At 52.2% G+C, this 20,345-nt stretch carries 22 protein-coding genes; 15 read left to right on the top strand and 7 right to left on the bottom strand.

What is annotated here, in order from left to right; genetic code table 11:
• Nucleotides 1–24 precede the first annotated feature (24 nt).
• A complete protein-coding gene (locus tag E5161_RS02440) occupies nt 25–951 on the top strand; it encodes a glycosyltransferase (protein WP_136776053.1) in 927 nt (308 codons plus the stop codon).
• A 1-nt stretch (nt 952) separates the two neighbouring features.
• Entirely contained in the window at nt 953–1,741 is a 789-nt protein-coding gene (locus E5161_RS02435) for a sugar phosphate nucleotidyltransferase (protein WP_136776051.1), read from the top strand.
• On the opposite strand, the gene E5161_RS02430 is transcribed toward E5161_RS02435, so the two are convergent.
• Nucleotides 1,742–2,419 (bottom strand): WbqC family protein, encoded by a 678-nt coding sequence (locus tag E5161_RS02430; protein WP_169306555.1) that lies wholly within the window; start codon nt 2,417–2,419, stop codon nt 1,742–1,744. It abuts the gene before it with no gap.
• 191 nt (nt 2,420–2,610) lie between these two features.
• Here E5161_RS02430 and E5161_RS02425 point away from each other — a divergent pair, with 191 nt between their 5' ends.
• The 8 genes from E5161_RS02425 to E5161_RS02390 are packed head-to-tail and all read left to right on the top strand — an operon-like array spanning nt 2,611 to nt 10,892.
• Nucleotides 2,611–3,525, top strand: a complete 915-nt coding sequence (locus E5161_RS02425; protein ID WP_136776048.1) for an NAD-dependent epimerase/dehydratase family protein — start codon at nt 2,611–2,613, stop codon at nt 3,523–3,525.
• 18 nt (nt 3,526–3,543) lie between these two features.
• Nucleotides 3,544–4,782 carry a glycosyltransferase family 4 protein gene (locus tag E5161_RS02420; RefSeq protein WP_136776046.1) on the top strand — a complete coding sequence of 413 codons (1,239 nt, stop codon included), beginning with the start codon at nt 3,544–3,546 and terminating at the stop codon, nt 4,780–4,782.
• A complete protein-coding gene (locus E5161_RS02415; RefSeq protein WP_136776044.1) occupies nt 4,763–5,446 on the top strand; it encodes a PIG-L deacetylase family protein in 684 nt (227 codons plus the stop codon). Before E5161_RS02420 ends, E5161_RS02415 begins: the two co-directional genes overlap by 20 nt.
• The gene (locus tag E5161_RS02410; protein ID WP_169306554.1) at nt 5,443–6,024 is read left to right on the top strand and encodes a GNAT family N-acetyltransferase; all 582 of its coding nucleotides are present in this window, start codon (nt 5,443–5,445) and stop codon (nt 6,022–6,024) included. The genes E5161_RS02415 and E5161_RS02410 overlap by 4 nt, the downstream gene beginning before the upstream one ends.
• Nucleotides 6,025–6,037: 13 nt before the next feature.
• Nucleotides 6,038–6,412, top strand: coding sequence for a hypothetical protein (locus tag E5161_RS02405; protein ID WP_136776041.1), 375 nt, complete (start codon nt 6,038–6,040; stop codon nt 6,410–6,412).
• Nucleotides 6,413–6,427: 15 nt separating this feature from the next.
• Nucleotides 6,428–7,228, top strand: coding sequence for a hypothetical protein (locus E5161_RS02400; RefSeq protein ID WP_136776039.1), 801 nt, complete (start codon nt 6,428–6,430; stop codon nt 7,226–7,228).
• A gap of 10 nt (nt 7,229–7,238) precedes the next feature.
• Nucleotides 7,239–8,033, top strand: coding sequence for a hypothetical protein (locus tag E5161_RS02395; RefSeq protein ID WP_136776037.1), 795 nt, complete (start codon nt 7,239–7,241; stop codon nt 8,031–8,033).
• A 54-nt stretch (nt 8,034–8,087) separates the two neighbouring features.
• The gene (locus tag E5161_RS02390) at nt 8,088–10,892 is read left to right on the top strand and encodes a glycosyltransferase (RefSeq protein ID WP_246042068.1); all 2,805 of its coding nucleotides are present in this window, start codon (nt 8,088–8,090) and stop codon (nt 10,890–10,892) included.
• On the opposite strand, the gene E5161_RS02385 is transcribed toward E5161_RS02390, so the two are convergent.
• The 4 genes from E5161_RS02385 to E5161_RS02370 all read right to left on the bottom strand — a co-directional run bounded on the left by E5161_RS02385 (nt 10,882) and on the right by E5161_RS02370 (nt 13,561).
• Nucleotides 10,882–12,156, bottom strand: coding sequence for an RNA polymerase sigma factor (locus E5161_RS02385; RefSeq protein ID WP_136776033.1), 1,275 nt, complete (start codon nt 12,154–12,156; stop codon nt 10,882–10,884). The genes E5161_RS02390 and E5161_RS02385 overlap by 11 nt on opposite strands.
• Nucleotides 12,153–12,587: a YciI family protein gene (locus E5161_RS02380; protein ID WP_136776031.1), complete on the bottom strand. Its 435-nt coding sequence runs from the start codon at nt 12,585–12,587 to the stop codon at nt 12,153–12,155. The genes E5161_RS02385 and E5161_RS02380 overlap by 4 nt, the downstream gene beginning before the upstream one ends.
• Before the next feature lie 245 nt (nt 12,588–12,832).
• Complete coding sequence (locus tag E5161_RS02375) at nt 12,833–13,117, bottom strand: DUF2653 family protein (protein ID WP_136776028.1); 285 nt, start codon at nt 13,115–13,117, stop codon at nt 12,833–12,835.
• A 6-nt stretch (nt 13,118–13,123) separates the two neighbouring features.
• Entirely contained in the window at nt 13,124–13,561 is a 438-nt protein-coding gene (locus E5161_RS02370; protein WP_136776027.1) for a hypothetical protein, read from the bottom strand.
• A gap of 151 nt (nt 13,562–13,712) precedes the next feature.
• On the opposite strand from E5161_RS02370, the gene E5161_RS02365 reads away from it, so the two are divergent.
• Nucleotides 13,713–14,255, top strand: a complete 543-nt coding sequence (locus E5161_RS02365) for a DUF309 domain-containing protein (protein ID WP_169306553.1) — start codon at nt 13,713–13,715, stop codon at nt 14,253–14,255.
• 42 nt (nt 14,256–14,297) lie between these two features.
• Here E5161_RS02365 and E5161_RS02360 read toward each other — a convergent pair whose 3' ends face one another.
• Complete coding sequence (locus E5161_RS02360) at nt 14,298–14,879, bottom strand: beta-class carbonic anhydrase (protein ID WP_136776023.1); 582 nt, start codon at nt 14,877–14,879, stop codon at nt 14,298–14,300.
• 18 nt (nt 14,880–14,897) lie between these two features.
• The gene (locus E5161_RS02355; protein WP_136776021.1) at nt 14,898–15,245 is read right to left on the bottom strand and encodes an iron-sulfur cluster biosynthesis family protein; all 348 of its coding nucleotides are present in this window, start codon (nt 15,243–15,245) and stop codon (nt 14,898–14,900) included.
• Nucleotides 15,246–15,373: 128 nt separating this feature from the next.
• On the opposite strand from E5161_RS02355, the gene E5161_RS02350 reads away from it, so the two are divergent.
• The 4 genes from E5161_RS02350 (at nt 15,374) to E5161_RS02335 (ending at nt 20,235) form a co-directional block, all read left to right on the top strand.
• Nucleotides 15,374–16,879, top strand: coding sequence for a carboxypeptidase M32 (locus E5161_RS02350; RefSeq protein ID WP_136776403.1), 1,506 nt, complete (start codon nt 15,374–15,376; stop codon nt 16,877–16,879).
• Between the two features lie 105 nt (nt 16,880–16,984).
• Nucleotides 16,985–17,995 carry an aromatic acid exporter family protein gene (locus E5161_RS02345; RefSeq protein WP_246042067.1) on the top strand — a complete coding sequence of 337 codons (1,011 nt, stop codon included), beginning with the start codon at nt 16,985–16,987 and terminating at the stop codon, nt 17,993–17,995.
• A 97-nt stretch (nt 17,996–18,092) separates the two neighbouring features.
• Nucleotides 18,093–18,656 (top strand): outer spore coat protein CotE, encoded by a 564-nt coding sequence (locus E5161_RS02340; RefSeq protein ID WP_136776019.1) that lies wholly within the window; start codon nt 18,093–18,095, stop codon nt 18,654–18,656.
• 217 nt (nt 18,657–18,873) lie between these two features.
• On the top strand, nt 18,874–20,235 hold the full coding sequence (locus E5161_RS02335) for a putative amidoligase domain-containing protein (RefSeq protein ID WP_136776018.1): 1,362 nt from the start codon (nt 18,874–18,876) through the stop codon (nt 20,233–20,235).
• Nucleotides 20,236–20,345 lie beyond the last annotated feature (110 nt).

The following is a 20,345-nucleotide window of genomic DNA, read 5'->3' as shown; positions in this document are numbered from 1 at the left end:
TCCGAGAAACGGAGGTTGGGCGGGATGAAGAAGTTAAAAATCTTGTTTATGACCCGAGATTTCAGCCGGTATGTGGAACGCAACACCTATTATTTGTCGAAAGAGCTTGAACAAATCGTTGATTTGATGCCGTGGCATTCGGCCGGCGATATTCACGAAATCTTGAAGCAGCTGCCGGAGCAGCCGGACTTTATTCTCATGAATGAAGACGTGTATCCCTACATGACGGGATTACGGAGCTTAAACGTACCTTATGCGATCATCATGTACGACATCCATGCTTATCAGCTGGAACGCAAGCAATTTATTCTCGATAACGGCATTCCGCATATATTCTCTCATTACCGTGATAAGTTCCATGAGTGGTATCCGGAGCTCTCAGACCGGATGAAATGGCTGCCTATTTTCGTCAATACGGAAATATTTAAGGATTACCAGCTTCCGAAAGAGATTGATTGGCTCATGATGGGCATTATCGGCTGGGGCTGCTATCCCCTGCGAAACAGGATGTACGACGCCATGAAGGATAAACCGGGATTTGTGTATCATCCCCATCCCGGTTACCGAAATATTGAGGACCAAGAAGAGAAGCAAGTTTTTGTCGGGGAGCGTTATGCTCAGGAGATCAACCGCGCGAAAATGTTTCTCACTTGCGGACTTTCCTTCAACTATCCCATCATTAAATATTACGAGGTGCTCGCTTGCAACACTTTGCTGTTAGCCCCATCCTCACAGGAATTGACTGACCTCGGATTTGTGCCGGACGAAAATTACATCGCGGTGGACGAAAACGACTTTATGGAGAAAACCCATTATTATTTGTCCGAGGAACAACTGCGAATCGAAATCGCCGAACGTGGTTACCGCATGGTGCACGAACGTCATTCCGTAAAAAAACGTGCCGGAGAACTCGTTTATATGATCGAGGACCTCTTGAAGGCGGGAGGGTAACATGTTCCATTTTGGAATAATACCGGCAGCAGGCAAAGGAACACGTTTACGGCCTCTGCCGTTCTCCAAGGAGCTCTTCCCGATCGGTTATCAGCAATACGAAGATCGAATCGCTCCCGCCCCCGTTTCCCAGCACTTGATTCTTGCGATGAAGGCGGCCGGAATTCGAAAGCTGTATTTGATCATCCATCCCGATAAGACGGATATCCTTAAGTATTACACGGATGGAGCTGCTTACGGGATGGAGATTTGTTATTTGCTTCAAAACGAACAGAAAGGCATGGTACAGGCATTATCGCAAGTTACGCCTTGGCTCCCGGCAGGAGAAGACGGACTTATTAGCTTCGGCATGCCGGACACGCTTTTTCGGCCGCATAGGCTGTTTGCAGCGTTACATGACGAAATGCGAACGAATTCGTCCATCGATGTATTGCTCGGTATTTTCCCGACGAATTCGTGGCATAAACTTGGCATGACTTTTTATGGCGATCAAGAGGCGGGATCGATGGAGGTTTTGGACATTCAGGATAAGCCGGCAGAGAAGCCCGCAACGGACTATGCCTGGGGGGTCGCCGTTTGGAAAAAAACATTTCAATTATTTCTAACCGAACAGGCAAAGCGTCATACCGGATCCCATGAACTGGTATTAGGCAACGTATTCCTGTCAGCCAAAGCACAAGGGATGAATGTTCGTTGCATGAAAGGGGACGCTTATCTCGATATTGGCACGATTGAAGATCTCCAGAATGTCATCCGGGAAATGAATCAAATCATCAAGATCAAGGAGTGATCAAGCTTGAAATAAATACTCGCGGCTCTTGTCTCCACAATTGAAGAGCAGATCCAGCACGGACAGATGGGAATGAAAACCGGTTTGGTTGATTTGGGGATATGAGGGATGTATAAAGTCGTGATAGCTCACGAGGATACCCTGGGCTGTAAACAACATTTCGTCGAGGTAGTCTCTTCCTGAAGGTCCCGACAAATAGGTGTCTGCCTTTAACTTCTGACAGATGGACAGCAAAAGCTGTGATTTGGAGCCGTTCACTTCCAGGTCAGAGGCGAGGTGCCATGTTGTTTCTATCTGCAGGGTCTGCATAAAAAAAAGGATCAAGGCGAGATTCAGTGCCGACAAGTTCTGGTGCTCTTCTAAAATGATTCGTTCGACTTCCGGGTAGTAGAGGTCAAAAAAAGGATGTTCGCTGTAAGCACTCCGTATCGCCCTCAAATATTTACGCTTATTGAAGTTTTTCGCGATGCGGACATCCTTGATCACTTTCGACTCCGTTATCGAAACAGGAATGGTTAAATACATAGGACCGGAACCGGACATAATCCGGTTCCGGTTCTGGAAATAGTTTTTTCTGAAAGGCACGTTATCCAAAAAGACAACACAATCCGAATGCCCAATCTTATCGAAAAAACCTAACCAAGGCATATGTTCAGGCTGATGAATGGTGACGATCATGATGGCAAGCCTCCCACCGGACGCGATCCCGTTGATGCGGCACTTTTCCATCATATGTGCGGATCCGCTTTTGGTTGATGGTACCCCTGTGCGAACGACTGTTTTTCACAAAATGGGAGCCCGTCTATTTCTCATTTGCCCCCCCACACGTAAGATACACCAAGACTTCGACAACCGGGCGGGGGGCTAACATGAAAGTGCTCATAACGGGTGGAGCCGGCTTCATCGGTTCACACCTTGCCGAAGCCATGTCGGCAATAGGCGCCGAGGTTCACATCCTGGATAATCTATCGACGGGAACGGCAGACCGAATCCCGGCAAAGGCCGTCTTTCATCAAGGGGATATTGCCAATTCAAGCGATGTTACCCGAGTTATGGCGCTCCGGCCGGATTTCGTGTTCCACCTGGCTGCACAGACCGATGTGCGTCGATCGCTGCTCGACCCCGTGTCGGATGCAGATATTAACATCATAGGAACGATCAACGTTCTCCAAGCCTCCCGGCAATCCGGCGTAAAAAAAATCATTTTTTCCTCAAGCTGCGCGGTGTACGGCGATACGGGTTCCAACACGATTGATGAAGGGTCCGCGGCCAAACCGATATCCTTTTACGGCATTTCCAAACTGGCCAGCGAACACTATATACAGGCATTCCATGATCTGTACGGACTTCCCTATACGATACTCCGATATGCGAACGTCTATGGTCCCGGACAAAAAACGAACGGTGAGGCGGGAGTTGTGTCGGTCTTCTTACAACGGATCAAGAATCACTTGCCCTTGATCATTTACGGTAATGGGGAGCAAACACGGGATTTCCTCTATGTGGAGGACGTTGTGAAAGCGAATCTTCTGTCACTGTTTAAAGGAAACAACCAAATCATCCAGCTTGGAACCTCGGTACGAACCTCCATAGAACAATTAGCCGGCTGCCTTCAAGAACTGCACGGTGATGAGGTACGGATTTTGCATGAGGCGGAGAAACCCGGGGAAATTCGGCACAGTTGTTTGGATTATACTTACGCACGTTCATCACTGGGATGGGAGCCCAGCTGTCCAATCCGGTCCGGACTCAAAATGACCTACGACGATGTAATGGGAGATTGAACGGACTGGAGGACAAAGATGAAAATTTTGTTGGCTACCTGCTTGATTCAACCGCATATCGGCGGGGTCGGAAGCTATATCAACGCGCTCCGCAAAAAACTGTCGGATGAGGGGCACGAGGTTGACGTTTTGGCCCAATCTCCCGACTATAAGTCCTACTACGTGGTGGGCACGAACCGGGTGTTCGAGAAGTCGCTGGTCAGCCGCCTCATCGACCATAATATACAGCAAATCTACAAACAAACATTGGCTCTTAAAAGCGGTTATTTATTCAGTTTTGAAATCGAACGCTACACGCTGGAACTTGCAGCGGCTTATTTGGGCTTGAACGGCTATAATTTGATCCATACGCAGGACATCATCTCCACCCGCGCTTTGTATCGTGTAAAACCGAAGCATACCCCTTTGGTTGCGACCATTCACGGCTGCCTGGCCATTGCCCACGAATTCATGGAATTTTACACGCCCGGCAGTCTGCCGGCCAAGTATAATCGAATGCAGGAATACTTAGGTACGATTTCCTCCGACGCCGCGATTGTCCCCACCGTTTGGTTGAAAAATTTGTTAATGGAAATGGGAGTGCCGGAAGAGCAGCTGACGACCGTGGCTAACGGGCTCGATATCACGCAATTCATGGCAGATTTCAACGCGGAATCGAATGTGGATTTTCCGGTGGGGAAAACCGTTTTCCTCTATCCAGCAAGGCTCGACTCTCTGAAAGGCGGCCATATTCTGATGCAGGCTTTAGGGAAGCTGCTGGCTGTTCGAGGGGATTGGGTCTGCTGGATCGCTGGAAAAGGCCCTTTGTTGGACAGTATGGTGAAACAATGTCAGGAGTACGGGCTGAACGAGCACGTCCTTTTTTTGGGAGAAAGGCACGATGTCCCCGCTTTATTGCGAAAAGCGACAATTTTTGTGCATCCGAGCATTCAGGAAAATCATCCGTATTCGGTTATGGAGGCGCAGCTGGCAGGAAAGCCGGTTCTTGTTACCAATGCGGGAGGCTTACCTGAAATGGTGTCGCACGGGATAACGGGATTGGTATCGGAAGCGGGAGATATGGATTCCTTATATCTAAACATGTTGATGATGCTGGAGAATCCCGGTCTTGGGCAGGAATTGGGCGAGCGAGCCCGGAGCTTTGCCATGCGGCATTGGTCGGTCGATCGCATGTACAGGGACACTTGGGCTGTCTATCAACAAGCACGGATGAAGCACAAGTACGGGAGGGACTTACATGCTGAGCGCCGGCAATGAACGAATCCTGATCATTGCGCCGCATGCTGATGATGAAGTCTTGGGCTGCGGTGGACTGATCGAAAAAGCGTGCCGGTATCAAAATAAAGTAAAGGTTGTTGTAGGAGCGGTAGGGGATACGTTCTTCTGGCATACTCAGCAACCGGTCGCAGCGGACATCCGGAAGCAAGAGTTATCGCAGGCCATGCATTATTTGGGATGCGACGATTATGAAGTTTTATACGACGATAAAGAATCTTGGATGGATACGATTCCGCAACGGGAACTGATTACCGAAATCGATCATCTATTGATCGGATTCCAGCCTACCATGGTGTTTATCCCCTACCCCAGTTTTCACCAAGACCATCAAGCGCTGTTTAACGCTTGTATGGCCGGCCTTCGCCCGAAGCCGTCTTCGAATATCAAGCTGATCGCCATGTTTGAGTATCCGTTTATTATTTGGCAATTCCCCAAAATAACCAATGTGGGCGAGTTGTACCTGGATATCAGCGATACGATCGATCGCAAGGTGGAGGCCTTCTGCAAACATCAATCGCAGATCCGGAGCGATCAATCGCTGCTTTCACCGCAGGTCGTCAAAGAATGGGCAAGATTTCGCGGCCTGGAGTTCGGCGTACCTTTTGCAGAAAAATATCATGTTCTGCGTGCTGCTCTGTTATGAATCTGTATTCTGATAAAGAATCTGTTTCCGTCATCCCTCTGGGACTGGATGAAATAAAGCATTACATGACAGATTTATTGGAAATCGAAGGATTGATCCATCAACGAATGGGACCTCGTTATTCCGTTGAGCAATGGAACGAGGAAAACTTTTGTCGCCGATTAACGGCTAAACATGAATGCAGCTGGGGAATTCTCGGAAGTGACTCTAACTGTGTTCGCGCTTTTTTAATCGGTTCCCGGCCATCCCCCGATCTTCAGCATATACACCGAATCGCAACCCACCCGGATTTTACTCGCAGGGGCTATTCCAGCATGTTGCTAGAGCAAGCCCTTACCCAATGGATGCTTCATGAAAGTACAAGGATGATCACCGCAATCGTAAACGTTCAAAATTTAGCCTCAATATTCATGTTTCGGAAGTCGGGATTTGAAATCTTGAAGGGAGAGGCGTTGAACCATTATTTAACTGAAAAATCTGCTGTCCATCCCAGTATTTCTCATGATGGGTTTGAGGACGTTCACGGGATCCGGTATGTCGTTTTATTTCGTCGAAAAGCAGATGAATTCTACCGATGAGGAGGGATGTCCTGTGTCTCGACTGTCGGTTAACAAAAAACACCGCAAGCTGCGTAAACCGCTCAAACGCGGTAATCGAAAAAGAGCAGCTGTGAAGAGCTGGTTTCGCAAGTTGAACTTATCCCGAAAGAAAATGCCGCATAACCGGCGAAAGGCGACGAAAAGCAAGCCCGTTTCCCAACAAAACTCTTCCCTTGTATCGGGCAGCTTGTACGATCGTTTGTTTCAGACGGACGATCATTCGGATGTGAAGTTGAATGCAAATCAGCATATGGTGGACAGAGGGGTCTGGGAGCGCATATGTCAAGCTTTACCTGAAGGTTATACGCTGCCCGATCCGGATTTCTATCGCCTCATCAAGACGAACATTCGGCTGCCGCAACTCTAGAAAGGTGGTTCACGAATGACCGTTTGTTTCGCCATATTAGCCCATGAAAAGGAAGATGTGCTGGCCAACCAGGTGGACAATTTAACCAAGTTTGTACCCGGATGCAAAATCGTTTTGTACAACAGCTCGCCCGATCCTGACTTCGGCAAAAACTTGAACCTTATCGTATACCCGGACAGCCGTCCGCTGGAGTATGGGAAATTCGGTATGTTTTTTCTGGAAATCATGAGTTGGCTGAAGAAAATCGGACTTTCTTATGATTATCTCGTGAATTTGGACTCGGATATTATGTATATCCGTTCGGGATACGAATACTACTTGGATTTTCTTATGCAGGGCTATGAAGCGATGGGCATAGGAATGGGAACAATCCGCTCGCCGGAGGAGCATTCAGGCTGGTATCCCGTCCAAACGATGTGGAAGGAATTGAGAAGTTGGCAGCCTTATTTTCAGACGGACTATTTCGGGTTTGCGCTGAATTCCAATCAGGTTTACAGAAAAGACCTCGTCGACAAAATGGTGGAAATGATGAATATCCCGGTATTGAAAAAGCTGATTGAAGCCACTGAGGTATTCGCACTTGAAGAAATTTTATGGCCGACATTGGCGATGAAATGCGGCGCGAAAACAAGACCCTATTTGCAGGAAAGCATTCTGGATGTTGTCCGAATCGGTGCTCCTCTGTCGCTTCATGAGGCTCAGGATGCCTTGACACGTCCTCAAGTATATTTCATTCATCCGGTCCGCAGGGACATGCTGGATCCGGTTAGACAATGGATTTCTTCAATCCCCGCAACAACAGGGGGGCAGGAATAGGGGGAGTCCCATGATTTGTTTTGTCATCCTTGCAAGCGAAGACAAAGAGGAAACGTTGCTCAACCAAATAGAGAATCTCCGAGCCTTTCATCCGGAATGTAAAATTGTTCTATACAACGGCTCGAGTAACAAACATTTCGGCCGGTCGGCTGAGGTTCACGTTTGTCCGGACAGCCGGCCGCTGCAGCGGGGCAAGCAAGCCAGATTTTATATGGATATCATGAGATGGTTGGAACAAATCGATTTGGATTATGAGTATCTCGTGAATTTGGATTCGGAGACGTTGTTTATTCGATCCGGCTACGAGAAGTACCTTCAGTTTATTATGAGAGGGTACGACTATATGGGAATTGCGACCGAAACGATCTCATCTCCCGAACAGTACCCGCAGTGGGTTGCAGGGCAAATGATGTGGAAAGAATGGGGACTTTGGAAACCCGTTTTACAGGCGGATTCCTTCTGTGTCTCCTACCATACGAATCAAGTGTTTAAGAAATCGTTGGTCCGAAGCATTGTTCGAAAATGGGACTGGAACGCGTTGGAAAGATTGATGGAATCGACAGAAGTTCCTTCCTTGGAAAAAATCCTCTGGCCGACGATTGCCAGCCTGAGCGGGGCCAGGCTGCGGCCATACTTGTGGGAAAGCGTAGAGAGGACATTTAAAGTAGGAGAACATCTTGATCTGGAAGAGGTGCGAATGGCGGTTTTACGTCCACACGTCTATTTTGTCCATCCCGTTCATGGGGATATGGCGGATCCGGCAAGAAAGTGGATTTCCGAAATCGTGCTGGAAAAGGCACGTTAATGGTTAGCTTGTCGTGGAAGGGGGTTCGCGAAAATAAAACCTAATAAACCGTGGGTGTCTGTAATCATTCCCTGCTTCAATGAAGGCCGGTATTTGGAAGAAGCCATAGTTTGTTGTTCGGCTTCTACTTTCCAGGATTATGAAATTATTGTGGTCGATGGCGGTTCTACGGATGAGCATACCTTGGACGTCTTGCGTCAGTTGAGCAGGCAGCAAATGAAAATCGTACGGCATACAAATCGCGAACCATCAGAAGCAAGGAATATAGGGATTCGAGAAGCGCAGGGGAAATACATTTTGCCGCTCGACGCGCATGACCGGATTCACCCCACGATGCTGGAAAAAAGTGTTTGGATTCTTGAAACACGGCCGCAGGTCGGATTTGTGTACAGCTGGCTTCAAGCTTTTGGACAGGAGCACTTCGTCCGGCGAGGACGGCCATTCAACTTTTATCATTTGTTGTTTGAGAATATTATCCCGAGCTGCTCACTTTTTCGTAAGGCCGCCTGGGAACAGGCCGGAGGGTACAATGAGCGGATCGTTGGCGGGTACGAAGACTGGGACTTCTGGATTCGGCTTGCCGGTAACGGTTGGATAGGGTATCAGATACCCGAAAAACTGTCTTACTATCGAAACGGTAAGCCCAATCAGTTTTGCACGCGTATCACGCCATCGATTAGAAAGCAGTATCCTGATCTGTACCTTTCCTCTAATTTGAGAATGATGAGAAAAAAGTGGATCGAAAATGAAGGCTTGCCGCCGATCATCCATGGATGGCATAACCCATCAGCGTATCGTGTCAGACCATCTGCACCAGGGAAGAAGCAAGTCTTGTTTATTATGGCGTGGATGGTGATTGGCGGGGCTGAGAAGGTGATGCTGCAAATCTTGGAGGCGCTGCCCAAGGACGAGTATGAGGTAATCGTTGTCACCACTTTGCCCGGGGAGCAACCCTGGCATGACCTTTTTAGCCGATTTACCGACCAAATTTTTCATCTGCCGCATTATTTCACAGATTCAAATCAAATGCAGCAAATGCTGTTTCATATCATGCAAACTCGTGACATTCAAATGGTTCACATCAACAATAGTAAACTGGCGTACGATTTGCTGCCGGAGTTGAAACGCCGTTTTCCTCCTACAAAAACAGTCGCGCTGCTGCACGGCTACGTTCCTGAAGCATCCTGGGATTACGTACGATATTCTTCCCAATACGATCCCTATATTGATCGTTTTGTCGTCGTTAAAAAATCTCTGCAAGAGGTGCTGACCTGTACATTCGGCATTGATTCTCATAAGGTGGCGTTGATCCCCAACGGTGTGGACCCCGATCAATTTCAACCCGGCGATGAGGAAGAAACAAGCCGTATAAAGAAATGGCTTCGAATCAGACCGGATAAGCGAATTGTCAGTTTCATCGGAAGGTTATCCCATGACAAGGACCCCGTGAAATTCGTTTCCGTTTGCGCGAGTCTGGCGAGAAAGGACAGGGCGGATCAATTACGATTTCTTATGGTAGGCGAAGGCCATTTGAGGCGCCGGGTCATAGCGGAAATTCGAAAACGCGGGCTGCAAAAAAAAGTAAAGCTATTGGGGTATCGGGAAGATGTACATGAAATTTTAAAAGTAACGGATGTACTGGTGTCCACTTCACCGGCAGAAGGGCATCCGTTAATCGGGCTGGAAGCGATGGCCGCAGGTGTGCCGATCGTCACATTCGAGGTGTCGGGATGGAGGGAATTGCTCCAAGAGGGAAGGAGCGGGATATTCGTTTCACGTTCCCCGAAGGAAGAGTCCGTGATGGCGCGGAAAATCGCAGAATTACTGAATGACCCAATCCTGCGCCGGGAGATCGGAAAACAGGCAAGAGAATTCGTGACGGAGCATTACACGCAAAGTCGATTCTCTCAACGATACCGGGAGCTCTACCGCCTCATTGCGCCCTCGGAAACCACGGTTATTCATGAGCATGTACAACCCTCCTTGGACTGTCCTTGTGCGCTCATTACCGTAGCGATCCCGTCCTATAATCCAGGCCCATTTCTTTCACATGCCGTTGGAAGCATATTTGCACAGTCGTTCACCCGCTGGAGGATGGTCATCGTCGACGATGCCTCCACCGATAATAGCTTGAGATGCATAGAACCGTACTTACATGACAAACGTGTGACCGTCATCCGAAATGAACGAAACCAAGGGCAGTCCAGATGCTTGAATACGGCTCTCGCTGCTTCCGACACGCCCTATTTTATTCAACTTGATGCCGATGATTGGCTCGAGCCGGATACACTGGAAGCTTTGTATGCGGAGGCGCAAGCTTTGCCGGACGAAGTGGCCGTCATAGGCGGAAACCTGCAGATTGTGGATGAAACGACTGGAAATACCTTTGTGAAAAAAGGCCGCCCTTTTGCGGGCAAAGCTGAATTTTTGTTTGCCAACCAATCCGTGTGGCCCAGGTTTTACAGAACTTCCGCTCTCAAGAGCATAGAAGGCTGGCGGGTGGATGATCCGTTAGAAGGGCGATACGTTGAAGATTTGGGCATTTTATACCGATTGATCGAGAAGTATCGTTTTCACTGGATGGATCAAGTGTTCTATATTCATCGCAGACATGATCGTAATTTAACGAACGATGTTGCGAAGACCGGCAGCTCATTCAGGCGAAATATCAGCGAAGTATTCAAACGTTGGTTTCCATCGCTGGAGCCGGTGTTCTTGAAACATTCGAACGGTTATTACTCCCTTGTGTGTGCAGCTCCTGCCGGTATGGTGGAAAAATTGGAAAAGCGGTTGTTGGAAGCTTCGGTTCGTTCATCAAGAACAAAGAAAAGAAAGAGCACGCAGCGATTTACTCCTTAAGGAAGCGGGTCGTTTCGACACATTCGGAAGCGCGACTCAGGAGCAATTCACGCTCACGCTCGTTGCGGGTAAGCGATGCCGCACGTTTAAACTCCTCACAAGCTTCGTTCTTTCGCTCCAGCTTCATGAGGAGGTCGCCGCGAACACTCGGCAAAAGGTGATAGTTTTTTAGCGACGGTTCCGACATCAGCGCATCAACGATTTCGAGTCCAACTGCCGGACCGAACGCCATCGACAGTGCAACCGCACGGTTCAACTCCACGACAGGCGAAGGCGCCAGTTGCGCAAGCGCATCGTAGAGCGCCGAGATCCTCGCCCAGTCCGTTTCATCGGCGGTACGCGCCCTTGCGTGACAAGCGGCTATCGCGGCTTGCAGCGAGTACGGACCGAGTGTGCCGCCGATCCGTTCGGCACGTTCGAGCGCGACGAGACCGCGGTGGATCAGAAGATGGTCCCAGAGCGCCCGGTTTTGATCCAGGAGAAGGACAGGTTCCCCGGAAGGGCTGAGCCTCGCCTTAAACCGCGAAGACTGAATTTCCATAAGCGCCACAAGACCGTGAACCTCCGGTTCCAGAGGGGCGATTTCCGCGAGTATGCGGCCGAGACGGAGCGCTTCCTCGCATAACATGGGCCGGATCCAGCTCCCGCCGGAAGTTGCGGCATACCCCTCGTTGAACATGAGATAGAGGACCTCGAGCACCGAGGAAAGCCGAGCGGGGAGTTCAGCCTTCTCAGGAACCTCGAAAGGGACGCGTGCCGCCGCGAGGGTCCGCTTGGCCCGAACGATTCGCTGTGCGACTGTGGGTTCCGAGACGAGGAAAGCGCGCGCGATTTCCTCAGTCGTCAAACCCCCGAGCAGCCGAAGCGTCAGCGCAACGCGTGCCTCCTGCGACAGAACGGGATGGCAGGTCGTGAAAATAAGCCGAAGAAGATCGTCGCCGACATTGCCGTCCAAGGCCGCATCGAAGTCGGGTTCGTGCACCGGATCCATATCGCGGCCAATCTCTTCATACTTGCGCTCCCGAAGCTTGTTCCTGCGCAGCAGGTCGATGGCGCGGCGTTTCGCCGCCGCCATCAACCACGCACCCGGGTTGGCCGGTATACCCGACTCCGGCCACCGTTCGAGCGCGATCACAAGCGCGTCCTGCGCAAGATCTTCCGCGAGCCCGATATCGCGCACCATCCGCGCCAGCACGGCGATAATCTTTGCCGATTCGATTCTCCAGATCGCGTCGATGGTGCGCTTCGTCTCCGCAGTTGTCACGCCTTCTTCAGCCTCTCGGATTGCTCCCGCAATTCAGCCTCTTTGGCCAACAATTCCTCGTCCTGCGTCAATTCCGGCGCTTCGAACACTTGACGAAGCTCGATCTGGCCTTCGCCGAAACCGTGCGGATCCGGCATGCGCATTGCCCACTCGATGGCTTCTTCTCTGGATTTGACGTCAAGGAGATAGAAACCGGCAATCAATTCCTTCGCTTCCGCGAAGGGGCCGTCCTTCACGACAGGCTCACCACCGGGGACGGGATACGAGATCCGGATCCCATTCGAGCTCGGATGAAGTCCTTCGCCCGCAACCAGCACACCGGCCTTCACCAATTCCTCGTTGTACTTCATCATCGCGCCAATCAGCTCTGTACTTGGCATTTTGCCCGCTTCAGAGTCTTTCGAGGCTTTCACAATCATCATAAATCGCATTGTGCTTCTCCTCCTGATTTGAAATTGAAGGCAAGTTTCCAGAGTGGTTGAACTTTGCCTCTATTAACACGACGAATGTAACAAGACCAAATCGACAAATCGGACAAAAAAATTTTTAAATCTGCAGTTTTCTTAGATATGCTCATTATAGTTTTACATTCAGAATGGAAACAAGCCAGCCAGTGTTCATATTCACAGAGAAATAAAAAAGGCGTCTCCCGAGAAGGGAGCGCCTTGATGTCCGTTTATTCCGCGATGTCCGCCCAAATTTCGTCTTCCACGTCCAGTTGAATTTGGGAAGGGTAGACGCGTCTGCCATATTGGGTTTCCATGTAACGCATGATCGCTTCTTTCAAATTGGCTTCCACCAAAAACCGGCTTCGGTTATTCACCCAAACTTCGGCGGAAAAGCCTTGATCTTCATCATACAGCAATTCGACTTGCACGGACTCGACCGGAACTTCGTGCCGCTCGGCCATGTTCAGACAGACGGCGTTGACGATTTCATCCATGGACAATCTTTGAACCATATCGGTTTACCAGCGCCGCTCATTCGGGTAATTCGGCCGCTGCGAATCCCGTCGTCTGCGAATGGCGGAGAATATCGTGCGGATGACCCAGAACAGCGCGATCAAGGCCAGCAGGTTCACCATGAAGCCGAGCATATTGGCCATGAATCCCGTACCGAACATGCTGCCGAACAACATGCCGGCGAGTCCGCCGATCATCATGCCTTTCAGGAAGCTGCCTCCGCCGAACAAGCCGGGTTTGGTCGTGCCGTTCGCGGTGGAGCCGGTCGTGGCTTTCGTCGTGCTGCTTTTATACGTGTTATTGGATTGTGCCGGGGTTTTGGAGAACGATTTCGTCCCGGAACGAAAAGATTTCGGTCTGGCGTCGGCGCTGTCGTAAAGCGGAGCCGTTACGGCAACGGTAAAGGTAAAGAGACTGAAAAGAAGCAATGCTTTTTTCCACATGAAGCGTTCATTCCTCCTGGATGAGCTGGTTTTGTTGGTCTGTAGGGTAATACGTATACCCGCAGCCTTGGTTTCAAATCATTTTGATGCCGGAACGTTTCTCTTCCTGTATGCTGAAAGCAGAAAATCATTCAGAGGAGCAAAGAACCGAATGACCGAGCCGTTTCCTTATCCGCAACAGTATACCGAATTTATGACGGAATATCACGGTACCCGCGATTTTTTCGAATGCCACGAAATTATGGAGGAATACTGGAAGCAGGAAAAAGGTACCCGGCACGAAGGGTGCTGGCTCGTGTTCGTCCGGATCTCCGTGGCCTGTTACCATGGCCGTCGCGGCAATTGGGCCGGCGCTCGAAAATTGATGGCCAAAGCCGCCGAAGAAGTGGACGCCGTGAAGATGTCCGAGCTCGGATTGGATGGAAACCAGCTGGCGGAATTGGTGGTGGAAACAAGCCGGTTATGGAACGGTACGGATGAGCCGGTGTACCGCGATCTCGATTTGCCGATTGCCGATCCCCGGTTAACCGAAAAATGCATGCGGATTTGCGAGCACAAAGGCTGGGAATGGAGAATGCCTTCGTCACGCGCCGGCGAGTTCATTGTTCACAAGCATCTTTTGAGGGACCGGACCGAAGTGGAGGAAGCGCGCAAACTTTCCGCGGAGCGGAAAAGACGCAGCCGCGCCCAATAGAAGAAAAGGACCGAGCCGATGACGGCCGGTCCTTCTTCCTAATTATTGGGCCTGCTGCTCCAAATAAGCGTACCCGTCAACCACCAGCTCCAGATGCCCGGTGTCCGGTGTGATAATGAGCCCATGTACGGGAGTGCCGGTCGGCAGCAGAGGATGGTTGCGCACGATGTCGACGCTGTTTTCCACACTCTCCTCGACGTTATCGAAGCCTTGCAGCCAGCGGTTTAAATGGATGCCGGAATTGCGCAGCGTCCGAACCACTTCGTCCGACACCCCTCGTTCGGACATGTGGCGGACGACCTGTTCCGGATCGATGCCGGTCATTCCGCAGTCTCGATGCCCGATGATGACGACCTCGTTCGCGTCTAATTCATACAAAGCGACCAGTATGCTCCGCATGATGTTCCCGAAAGGAGCGGTGATAATGGCTCCGGCGTTTTTGATGATTTTCGCGTCTCCGTTGCGCAGGTTCATCGCTCTTGGCAGAAGCTCGGTGAGCCTGGTGTCCATGCACGTGACGATGACAAGCTTTTTGTTCGGGAATTTCGTGGTTAAAAATTTCTCGTATTTCTTATCCTCTACAAACTGCCGGTTAAAATCTAAAATTTCCTGGATCCGTTGCATGTTTTCTTCCTCCCTGCGTTATCTTGCGGCCGGCTCGGCTTGCTCTCGGCGGTCTGCAAGGACCATACGGCTCGTATAAATTTGGTTGTCGCTCGCCAGTCGGAAGCTGTTCGTGTCTGCACGAAAATCGATGCGCAGCGTCTCGTCGAAATAGAGGGCATGGCGAGGATCGTGCCATAGAACGAACGGTTCGCTGTCCGCACGGATTTCTCCCGGAGCCGATTCCGTCACGGCCCATAATGCCGGGACACCGTTCACCGCGCAGCCGCAGCCCTCCGTATCGTACACTAGCCTGAATGCCTCAATATCGCTGCCGTAGCGGGCTCGCAACTCCTGAACGGCATCGGGACTCCAAACGATCTTCATATGTTCCCCTCCTTGTTATCACGGGGAGGTCAGCCTCGTGTAAGGTAAGTTGATTATAGAATTTAAGGGAGTTATGATCAAGGAGTCTCAAATGATGGAAAGGACGGATCGGCGTGTCTGAAACGAAAATGCCGGCAACCGAAACGCTGAAGCGGTTCCGGGAAATCACCCGGCTTATGAAGCAATATGAAGAAATTTTGGGTGTCGCATACTGGGATATGAGAACCGGAGCGCCGCGCAAAGGAATCCCGCTGCGGTCCGAAGCGGTCGGCGCCTTGTCCGCCGAATCGTTCCGTTTGTCCGTTTCCGACGAAATGGGAGAGCTGCTGGAGAAGCTGTCGTCTCCTGGCGAAGCGTTAAGCCGGATCGACCGCCGACTTGTGGAAGAAGTCAAGAAAGATTACGACCGCAACCGTAAACTGCCTCCGGAGCTGTACCGCGAATATGTCGTTCTCACGACCCAAGCGGAAGCCGTATGGGAAGAAGCGAAGGAAAACAACGATTTTCCCGCTTTCGCGCCATACCTGGAGAAGATCATCGATTATAATCGCCGGTTCATTGAGCTGTGGGGAGTCAAAGGCACGCCTTATGATACGCTGCTCGATTTATATGAACCCGGAATGTCCGCGGCGGAGCTGGACCGTTTGTTCGGGGAGCTCAGAAGCCGGCTGGTGCCGCTGGCCGAAGCGATCGCGCAAAGCGGAAACAAGCCGGATACCTCGTTCCTGGAAGGAACGTTCGATAAAGAAGCGCAAAAGGCTTTCAGTAAGTTCATCCTGAATGAGATGGGATATGACTTCGAGGCCGGCAGGCTGGACGAAAGCGTGCACCCGTTCATGACGGGGTTGAATCTCGGTGATGCGCGGATCACGACCCGCTATTTGTCGAACGATCTGACGTTTGCGCTGTTCGGCACCATTCATGAAGGCGGTCATGCGCTGTACGAGCAAAATATCGATCCCGAGCTGGGGGGTACTCTTCTGGCCGGCGGGACGTCGATGGGCATACACGAATCGCAATCCCGCTTGTGGGAGAACATGATCGGACGAAGACGCGGCTTCTGGCAGCGTTATTTTCCGGAGCTGAGCAAACATTTCCCCGGCAGGCTCGACAATATTACGGCAGAAGATTTTTACCGCGGCATCAACGTGGTGCAGCCCGGCTTGATTCGGATCGAAGCCGACGAGCTTACGTACAATCTGCATATCATGATCCGGTACGAGATCGAGAAAATGCTCTTTAACGAAGGGCTGACCGTACGCGAGTTGCCGGAAGTCTGGAATGCCAAATACAAGGAAGCCCTCGGAATCGAGCCTCCGAACGACTCGGCTGGCGTACTGCAGGATACGCACTGGTCGGGCGGGGCTTTCGGTTATTTCCCTTCGTATTCGCTCGGCAATATGTACGCGGCGCAGATGATGGATGTCGCCAATCGGGAGCTGCCGAAGCTTGAAGAACAAATCGGAGCGGGACAATTGCATCCGCTGAAAGATTGGTTGAAGGAGAAGGTGTACCGTCACGGCAAACTGCTGCAGCCCGCCGAGATTATTCAAAGTGTCAGCGGCCGGCCGCTTCAGTCTTCTTATCTGTGCGACTATCTCGAAGCCAAATATCAAGACATCTACCGTTTATAAGCCGAACTGCCGTAAGCCCCTACGACGAAGGGGCTTTTTTTGCTTTTCCGGAGGTCTCTTGATACGATCGAAGGAAAAATAGGCGGAAAAAAGGGGCGTCGGCGTTTGAGCTTTAGTGAGATCGAGAGATGGCTTAGAGGTTACTTCGGCTTCCGCGTCGTCAAAACTTCCGTGGCTGCACTTGCTGCCATCGCGACCGCGATTTTGCTGCAGGTTCCCAATCCGCTGTCTGCGGGACTGCTCGGCATTCTCGGCGTAGAAACGACCCGTCAGAGAGGACTTCGCATCGTGTTTGCCCGTTTTTCGGCATCGGTGGTCGGTCTGCTCGTGGCATCCGCACTTTTTTTGTTGATCGGTTTTCATATTTGGGTGCTGTCGCTTTATATATTGCTGGCGTTTCCGCTTCTGGCCCGCTTCGGACTCAAGGACGGCATCATAACCGGATCCGTTGTCGTTTTCCATTTGTACGCAAAGCAGGAAGTTTCGGCGGACGCGCTGATTGGCGAATTGGAGCTGCTTGTGATCGGCCTTGGGTGGGCGACGATTTTGAACTTGAGCTATATGCCGGAGGAAAGCAAGAAGCTGGGGAAGCTGCGTGACATGACCGAGGATTCGCTATCCGCCATATTTACGCACGTGGCAGCAAGCTTGAGAAATCCCGAAACCGTGTGGAGCGGAGTTGAGCTGCTGCAGGCGGAAGACGCAATCGAACAAGGGATCGCCGTATCCGCGCGGGCGCGCGAAAACCGGTTCATCCCCCAATCCGAGCCTTGGCAGCTCTATTTTCATATGAGAAGAGACCAGCTCGACTCGGTCAAGCTGATGATGGAATCGGCCGCCTTCGTATCGAGGAAAGTACCGCAGGCTGACCAGATCGCGGCGCTGTTCGACCGGCTGGCGGTAGATGTGAAGTCGGAATTTTACGAGGGGGAGACGGAGAGGGAGCTGCTGCGCCTGGAAAATAGCTTCCCGAATATGCCGCTGCCGCTAACCCGGGACGAGTTCGAAACCCGCGCCGCCCTGCTGCAGCTGTCGAGGGAATTAAAGCGTTGTCTCTCGATCGCCAGGCGCGCCAAAAGACGGAAGGCATCTTCCGAACCTGCGGTCATACAATGAAACTTGAGGGCTGCATGCACGGATACATTTTTGTCACTCTAGACGAATGTCCTGCATAGACTTTAAGTGAATTGATCGCATGGAGGAGGTCTACCGAATGGCTATTACGGATAGACGGCTGCAGCGGAGGGAAATCATTACGAAAGCGATATGCGGCAAAGGCCGGAAGTTTTCGACGATTACCCATACCGTAAAGCCGCCGCACCATCCTTCCAGCATTCTGGGGGCGTGGATCATCAATCACCAGTACGAATCGGTAAGATCGGGGGACGGAGTAGAAGTCATCGGATCCTACGATATTAACATCTGGTATTCGTACAACAAAAACTCTCAAACGGACGTGGCGAAGGAGACGATTACGTATGTCGATCTCGTGCCGCTTTCGTATGTGGATCCGAGACACCGTGCCAACACCGAAGAAGTATCCGCCGACGCGACCCAGGAGCCGAACTGCGTGGAAGCCACGATCGGAGGAGGGGGCACTTCCGTCGTGATCAAGGTGGAACGCGAGTTCGCCGTGGAAATGGTGGCGGAGACGAAAGTTTGTGTTCTGGTAGACCCGAGCGGATACGACGACGATGGCAAGGACTATGAGTACGGCCGCGATGAGGATGGCGATTACGAGGATCTGGACTCCGACTTGTTGGAAGATGATCTGTAATGCCGCGGTCCGGAACCGATACTTAAGCCTATGCAGAAGCTGGAGCGAAGTCGAGGGCGGGTGCCCTTTCGGGTCGTCAGGATGAGCCCAATTACGGCGGCCGGCGCCGCGGGGCGGAATCCGGTCGGGATGCAAAAAGGGAAGGGTCATTCGGCTTCGGCGTACACGCGCCGGCGGGACGGCCCTTCCCGTGTTTTTTCGGAGGGAGGCACGCGGAGTGAGCGGGGGCGAAGGGCACGTATGGCTCTCGGACGGAGGGAGCTTTCCGGCATGGATCCGAGCGGCGGGTTTGCCCGTGCTTCGAGAAGGGTTGCAGCCGGAGGAGAGCGATTACGTGCTGCACTTGGACCGGGGAGAACGGAACAGAAGCAGCGCGCTGTCGGACTGGAAACACAGGCTGGAGCGGGAAGGCTTGCTTGTGGGACGGACAGTTGATGAACCTGGAAAAAAGGGACAAGCAACGCGCAGATTTACGGTGACGGTATTCGACCTCGAAGCGACGGATATGCGCCGGGTACGGCTGGGACCGGAGGGCAGCCGGCGGTTCGTGGAACGGGCGGAGCCGGATGACCGGCTTCGGCGTATTGTCGGCAAAGCGGCGGTTCGCGCCGTCTATTCGCTCGGAATGGATTTCGGTCAAGTGGAAGTTGAGACGGATAGCGGAGGCAAACCTTCGATCATTGGATTGTCGGCGAAGATGAGGCCAAGTTTCGCCGATGGACAGCTTCGAACCGTGCAGGCGATTCGTGCGTTTGCTGAGCGTTGGGCGGCGGAAACGGCGAACCGTCCCGCCGTGAAGCTGGGGGCCGATCCGGAGTTTGTGCTGATGTCGCCGGAAGGAAAAGTAGTGCCCGCGTCGCGGTTTTTGACGCCGGACGGTGCTGCGGGCTGCGACTCCTTGGTGATCCGGGGAGTCAAAGTATGGCCGCTCGCGGAGCTGCGGCCGGAGCCGGCGGAGGAGCCTCGCGCCGTGGCCGCGGATTTGCGCCGGCTGCTGGGCGCCGCAGCCAGGCGGTTTCGCGGTGCGCCGCCGTTGGCTTGGCGCGCGGGCGCCTGGCCCGTGCGCGGACTGCCGTTGGGCGGCCACGTGCATGTGAGCGGCGCCGCACTCACCGGCGAGCGGCTGCGCGCGCTCGATAATGCGGTAGCGCTGCCGCTGAGGCTGCTCGAGCCGCCGGGTGCGGCGGCGCGGCGCCCCCGGTATGGCGCGCTGGGCGATTTTCGGCGGCAGCCGCATGGCGGCTTTGAGTATCGCACGCCGCCGAGCTGGCTCGTATCGCCGCGACTGACCGTCGGCGTGCTGGCGCTGGCGAAAATCGCAGTGGAGCATGCCCGCGAGCTGGCGGGATCCCGTCCGCTGGACGACGACTCCATGCGAGATGCATTTTACGGGGACGGGAACGAAAACGACGACCGTCTGCGCGAGAGGGCATTGACGTACTTGGAGTCCCTCTCCTATACGGACGGGTACCGGAAATATGCGGCGGATATAGAACCGATTGTCCGTTCGATACGGGATCGCCGGCATTGGGATGAAACCGCCGATATCCGCTTGAAGTGGGGGATACCGGTAAGCTGACGGCACGATGTCCAGATATCGTAAGAGGGCGAAAAGTTTGCGTACTCGCCGAGGACGGTGCCCGCTGCCCGGGGATTTTTGTTATAATAGGAATCTAGTCTATTGATCTA

The organism is Cohnella pontilimi, from assembly GCF_005049045.1.
Lineage (GTDB): Bacteria > Bacillota > Bacilli > Paenibacillales > Paenibacillaceae > Cohnella > Cohnella pontilimi.
This window is presented reverse-complemented; position numbering and strand designations above follow the sequence as displayed.